We start from the raw sequence: 6,261 nt of genomic DNA, 5'->3' as shown, positions 1-6,261 counted from the left end.
TTGTGAAAAAACAGGAGGATTATGTTTTTTTGTTGCAAAAAATACATAAAAAAATAATTTAGCGTAATAATGAAAAGTGACCTTTGATGATTTGATTCGTTTCTGGTATTTCAGTTGAAAACCAATAATCTGCAGCTGGCATTTTTTCATTATTAAAACTTCCATCCCATAAAATGTTGTTTGTGTGTAGCGTTGTTAGCAGTTTTCCATATCTATCAAAAATGTAAGTTTTTGCATTGGGAAAAAACTGAGTGCCTTTTACAAACCAAAAATCATTGTTTCCGTCGTTGTTTGGAGTGAAAAATGTAGGTGTTGAAATAAATATAAAAGATTGAATGTCAATGCCACAATCGTAAAAGTCTTTTACATAAGCACTGTATAATCCGCCATTTGTTATTGAAAAAAAGTTAGAAGAATAAAAATTTGTACCATCAATAGAATAAAGAAAATTTCCTGAATTTGTAGTGTTAATGGTAATTCCATCCATTTGCACCTTAATGGAATCTATTTCGGGGATTGGGTTGGTAGTTACCAAAAAATTCTTTGTAGCGCTACAACCGAAACCATTGGTTATTACAACCGAATAATTTCCTGCTGCAACAACAGTTATATTTTGACTTGTTTCACCAGTTGACCACAAATAAGTTGCACCACTAATCCTAGATTGCAATTGAGCGGAAGTGTTTTCACAGAAAGATATGTTTTCATCAAATACAGTTGGGATAGGTTGAACATCAATAGTAACAGCGGTTCGATTTGAAAGACAGCCGTTATTGTCTGCTTCAAAATAATAGGTAGTGGTTGTATTTAAAATTGGAGTTGTAAAAGAATTTCCGCTAAATAAAAGCGACGAACTTGTTGGAGAAGCATACCAATTTATTGTTCCAATAGTTGAAGCGGCATTTATTGTTGTACTCGTATTTTTACAAATAGGATTTGGCTGTATGAAAGAGGTGGTAGGTATTTCGTTTATCGTAGCTGTAATCATGGTTCTGGTTCCTGTTGAACAACCTATTGGGAATGCGTCTACATAATAGTTAGTGGTAGTGTTTAGAATAGGAGTAGTAAATGTGTTTCCAGTAAAAACCGGAATACCTCCAGTCGAATTAGCATACCAATTAACGCTTCCTGTGTTGGCTGAAGCTTGAAGTGTCACAGTTCCATTTCCACAATTTGAGGAATTTGTAAAACTTGTAATTTGAGGAATTGTAATTGTAGCAGTAGTTGAAATATGTAAAACAGGGTCTCCTGGCATTCCACCATATTCTACAATATAACCTTTAGGTTGATAATTTCCACTAGTAGCTCCCGTTAAACTCAAATCATTCCATGAGCCAGGTTGACCGACGCCTGGAGCAGTAACATGAGCATAATCTTCTTCACCTTGATTGTTTGGTTCGTTGGTATTCCAAAAAGAGAAGTTAGGAGTACTTCCATTTATACCTCCATTCCAAAATATAGTTCCTGCTTCGGGTCCTGACGCCCATTTCCAAACACCTTCAGTTTCTTCATCAGTTCCTCCAATCCATCCTGCTCCAGAAGCTTGAATTCCAGAAATTTGAACTTCATCCATAGACGTTATCGTTGCCAAATAGCCTTGTAGTCCATAATAAGTTGAGGAAGCTGCAGCATTTTTTGCATTTAACCAACTAATTCCAGTATTTGGGATATATTGATAATAATGATCGGTTGATTCTAAGTAATTGGCTTGTCCAACTGTAATTGAAAAAACACGTTGACTGTTTGGATTTATTGAAGTGTTTGAAAAGACAATTGCTTCAATAGCGGCAGTAAATTCCAAGTAAGTAGGGTTTCCACTCACACCGCTTAATGTTAACTTTCCTTCTGTTGCGTTCCAAGATGTGGTTATTGTGGGATGAACGCCTGTTAAAGTTAAAGTGTCTTGTCCTAAAACATATCCCGAAGATATTTGAACATACATTGCCTGAATACCAATATCATCAGGGTCAATAATTGACATATTTGTAACTATTGGCAATGAACTTTGAGGACAATATATTTGATTTCCAGTAGCGGTTAAAACTGGAGCAATATTTTGTGAATAAACAATACTTGATAACAAGAGTAGGGTTAAGAATAATTTTTTAATAGTAATCATTCCGTAAAGATACCGCAAACGCTAAATTAAAAAAACTATTTTTTTGTGATTATTTTTTGAAATAAATCCCAAATCACAATTCCAGCACTCACCGAAATATTCAATGAATGTTTGCTTCCCAATTGCGGAATTTCAATTACACCATCGCTTAAATTAATCGCTTCTTGAGAAACGCCTTTTACTTCATTACCAAAAATTAAAGCATATTTTGTATTGGTTTCAGGTTGAAAATTATCCAACATGATTGCATTTTCAGTTTGCTCCACAGAATACACTTTTACATTTTCTTGTTTCAATTGATTTACCACATCTAAAACATCTTTTGCATATTCCCAAGAAACTGTTTCAGTAGCGCCAAGAGCTGTTTTGTGAATTTCTTTGTTGGGCGGAGTAGCCGTAATGCCACACAAATAAATCTTTTCAATCAAAAAAGCATCCGAAGTTCTGAAAACCGAACCAATGTTGTGCAAACTTCTAATATCATCTAAGATTACAATAATGGGTGTTTTTTGAGCTTCTTTAAACTCCTCAATGTTTTTACGTTCTAATTCTGCGTTGGCTAATTTTCTCATGTGGCAAAAGTAAAGATTAATTATAAAACTTTAAAACTTGATTTTTGAAATTGATATTGTCATTGTCTTTGAAATTATTACCTTCGCAATCATACTTAAAATTTGAAATTGTGGCTAAAAAATCTGCAGCAACTCCCGATAAAGCACCCAAGGAAACACCTTTAATGAAGCAATACAACGAGATAAAAAACAAATATCCCGATGCTTGTTTGTTGTTTCGTGTGGGCGATTTTTATGAAACTTTTGGAGAAGATGCGGTGCGTGCGTCACAAATTTTAGGTATCACATTAACCAAACGTGGCGCTGGTTCTGAAACGGAAACGGCTTTGGCAGGATTTCCGCATCATTCCATAAATACGTATTTACCTAAGTTGGTTAAAGCCGGACTTCGAGTGGCGATTTGCGATCAATTAGAAGATCCAAAAATGACAAAAACCATTGTAAAACGTGGTGTTACAGAATTGGTTACACCTGGAGTTTCGATGAATGATGAGGTGTTACAATCGAAGTCGAACAACTTTTTAGCTTCGGTACATTTTGGGAAAAAATCGGTTGGAGTTTCGTTTTTAGATGTTTCAACAGGCGAATTCTTAGTTTCGCAAGGCAATGAAGAATACATTGATAAACTTTTGCAAAACTTTCGTCCTAGTGAAGTTTTAATTCCGAAACAATTTAAAAATCAGTTTCACTCGATTTTTGGAGATGATTTTCATACGTTTTTTTTGGAAGATTGGGTGTATAAAGAAGATTATGCCTTAGAAAGTTTGACGAAACATTTTCAAACCAATTCACTAAAAGGCTTTGGTGTAGAAGAATTAACTGAAGGTTTGATTGCATCGGGTGCAATTTTGTATTATTTGTCCGAAACGCAACATAATAAAATTCAACATATTACCAATATCCAGCGTATAGCAGAAGATGCTTACGTTTGGATGGATAAATTTACGATTCGGAATTTAGAATTGTATCACAGTTATAATCCCAATGCAGTAACGCTTTTAGATGTGATTGATAAAACGCTTTCGCCAATGGGAGCAAGGCTTTTGAAACGTTGGTTGGCACTTCCGTTGAAAGATATTTCAAAAATTAGAAGTCGTCATGAAGTGATTTCGTATTTGAAAACCAATCCCGAAGTTTTACAACAAATTCAATATCAAATCAAACAAATTTCCGATTTGGAACGTTTGATTTCAAAAGTAGCTACAGGGAAAATTTCGCCAAGAGAAGTTAATTTCTTGAAAGATTCGTTAGACGCAATTATTCCAATAAAAACATTGGCTTTAGGTAGCGATAATGAAGCGTTGCGAGTAATTGGTGATAGTTTACACGCTTGTGAATTATTGAGAGAAAAAATCAAAACCACCATTCAAGAAGACGCTCCTGTAAGTGTGAATAAAGGAAACGCAATTGCGGTTGGAGTTCATCCCGAATTAGATGAGTTAAGAGCTATTTCTTCAACTGGAAAAGGGTATTTGGAGGAATTAGAACAAAGAGAAAGTGCTAAAACAGGAATTCCTTCGTTGAAAGTTTCGTTCAATAACGTTTTTGGCTATTATATCGAAGTTCGTAATACACACAAAGATAAAGTTCCAGCGGAATGGATTCGTAAGCAAACCTTAGTGAATGCTGAGCGTTACATTACAGAGGAATTAAAAGAATACGAATCAAAGATTTTAGGTGCTGAAGAAAAAATCCATCAATTAGAAACGCAGTTGTTTGAACAATTAGTGAATTGGATTGCAACGTATATCAAACACGTTCAGTTGAATGCGAATTTAATCGCACAATTAGATTGTTTGACATCTTTCACGCAATTAGCGATTGATAACAAATATGTTTGTCCTGATTTAGATGAAAGTTTCGATTTGGAAATTAAAGAAGGACGCCATCCTGTTATTGAGAAACAATTGCCTGTTGGAGTGCCTTATATTTCTAATGATGTTTATTTAGACAGAGAAACCCAACAAATCATCATGATTACCGGTCCGAATATGTCAGGTAAATCGGCTATTTTACGTCAAACGGCTTTGATTGTATTGATGGCGCAAATGGGAAGTTTTGTTCCAGCAGAAAGCGTGAGAATGGGTGTGGTGGATAAAATTTTCACCAGAGTAGGAGCGAGCGATAACATTTCGATGGGTGAATCTACTTTTATGGTGGAAATGAACGAAACTGCTTCTATTTTGAATAATATTTCAGAAAGAAGTTTGGTCTTGTTAGATGAAATTGGAAGAGGAACTTCAACTTATGACGGAATTTCGATTGCATGGGCAATTTCAGAATATTTGCACGAACATCCAAACAAGCCGAAAACGCTTTTCGCTACCCATTATCATGAATTAAACGAAATGGAAGTTACGTTTGATAGAATTCAGAATTTCAATGTTTCGGTTAAGGAATTAAAAGATACGGTTTTATTTATTCGTAAATTAGTGAAAGGTGGAAGTGCGCATAGTTTTGGTATTCACGTAGCAAAAATGGCAGGAATGCCTCAAATTGTGATTCAAAAAGCACAAAAACTATTAAAGCAATTAGAAAAAAGACATTCCAGCGAAGAATTATCTGGGATTAAATCGACAAATGATGAACTGCAATTGAGTTTCTTCAATTTAGATGATCCACTTTTGGAGGATATTAAAGAAGAAATCATGAATATCGATATTAATACGCTAACTCCTGTGGAAGCATTAATGAAATTAAACGAAATTAAACGAATGTTGGTTAAAAAATAATTTTAAAATAAATAATTCGTTATCAAAAGGTTAAGTAAAAGTTCTAATAAAGTTTCAATTTTTATTTAAAAAGTACTTGCAAGAATAAAAATATGTACTATATTTGCACTCGCAATACGGAACAAGTATGGCAACGTTCTTTAAAAGATAACGAAACGAAACGCGAAAATAGCTCAGTTGGTAGAGCGCGACCTTGCCAAGGTCGAGGTCGCGGGTTCGAACCCCGTTTTTCGCTCTAAACTACCTAAAAATATTTGCTCGAGTGGTGGAATTGGTAGACACGCTGGACTTAAAATCCAGTGGGTAGTAATGCCCGTGCGGGTTCAAGTCCCGCCTTGAGTACAAAAAGCTTCAAACTATGTTTGGAGCTTTTTTTGTTTATAAAAATCTCAATTTGAAATTTTATAATATCTTTAAAGCATCTTTAAAATCAATTTAACTATGGGGACATTTGTAATCGCACAACGATTAAACGGAACTTATAAATATGAATTTGTTTCTCGAAAAGGAAAAACCATTTTTACAAGTAACGATTTCGAGTTGCGATTTGAATGTGAGGAAGAAATTGAACGATTAAAGAATTCAATTGATAAATGTGTTTTCATGCGCTTTAAATCGTCTAGTGGTAAGTTTTTTTTTAGAATGATACTTGATGAGCATGAAATAGCGGTAAGTCGTAGGTATACAACTCAATTATTACTTCAAAAAGGAATTGATGAAATAGTTAAATATGCAGGAAATTCAGAGTTCTTAGATTTTTCATCTTCCGAAGATATTTTTGGTCCATCTCCATTTGAAAAATAAAAGCAAAAAAAAATCCCGATCTAATCGGGATTAA

4 protein-coding genes and 2 tRNA genes are annotated in these 6,261 nt (G+C 34.4%); 4 read left to right on the top strand and 2 right to left on the bottom strand.

Features of this window, described 5'->3' with window-relative positions; genetic code table 11:
• Positions 1 to 58: 58 nt before the first annotated feature.
• On the bottom strand, positions 59 to 2,119 hold the full coding sequence (locus tag B4I81_RS05355; protein WP_291108490.1) for a T9SS type B sorting domain-containing protein: 2,061 nt from the start codon (positions 2,117 to 2,119) through the stop codon (positions 59 to 61).
• Between the two features lie 35 nt (positions 2,120 to 2,154).
• The gene (locus B4I81_RS05350; RefSeq protein WP_291108489.1) at positions 2,155 to 2,691 is read right to left on the bottom strand and encodes an RNA methyltransferase; all 537 of its coding nucleotides are present in this window, start codon (positions 2,689 to 2,691) and stop codon (positions 2,155 to 2,157) included.
• A gap of 164 nt (positions 2,692 to 2,855) precedes the next feature.
• Here B4I81_RS05350 and mutS point away from each other — a divergent pair, with 164 nt between their 5' ends.
• From mutS to B4I81_RS05330, 4 genes are all read left to right on the top strand, one after another.
• Complete coding sequence (mutS, locus tag B4I81_RS05345) at positions 2,856 to 5,423, top strand: DNA mismatch repair protein MutS (protein WP_291108499.1); 2,568 nt, start codon at positions 2,856 to 2,858, stop codon at positions 5,421 to 5,423.
• A 162-nt stretch (positions 5,424 to 5,585) separates the two neighbouring features.
• Positions 5,586 to 5,658, top strand: a tRNA-Gly gene (locus tag B4I81_RS05340).
• A gap of 21 nt (positions 5,659 to 5,679) precedes the next feature.
• Positions 5,680 to 5,765, top strand: a tRNA-Leu gene (locus tag B4I81_RS05335).
• Positions 5,766 to 5,864: 99 nt separating this feature from the next.
• Positions 5,865 to 6,227, top strand: coding sequence for a DUF1508 domain-containing protein (locus tag B4I81_RS05330; RefSeq protein WP_291108488.1), 363 nt, complete (start codon positions 5,865 to 5,867; stop codon positions 6,225 to 6,227).
• The last annotated feature ends 34 nt before the right edge of the window (positions 6,228 to 6,261 follow it).

Origin of the sequence: Flavobacterium sp. UBA6195 (assembly GCF_002422095.1) — a bacterium.
GTDB lineage: Bacteria > Bacteroidota > Bacteroidia > Flavobacteriales > Flavobacteriaceae > Flavobacterium.
This window is presented reverse-complemented; position numbering and strand designations above follow the sequence as displayed.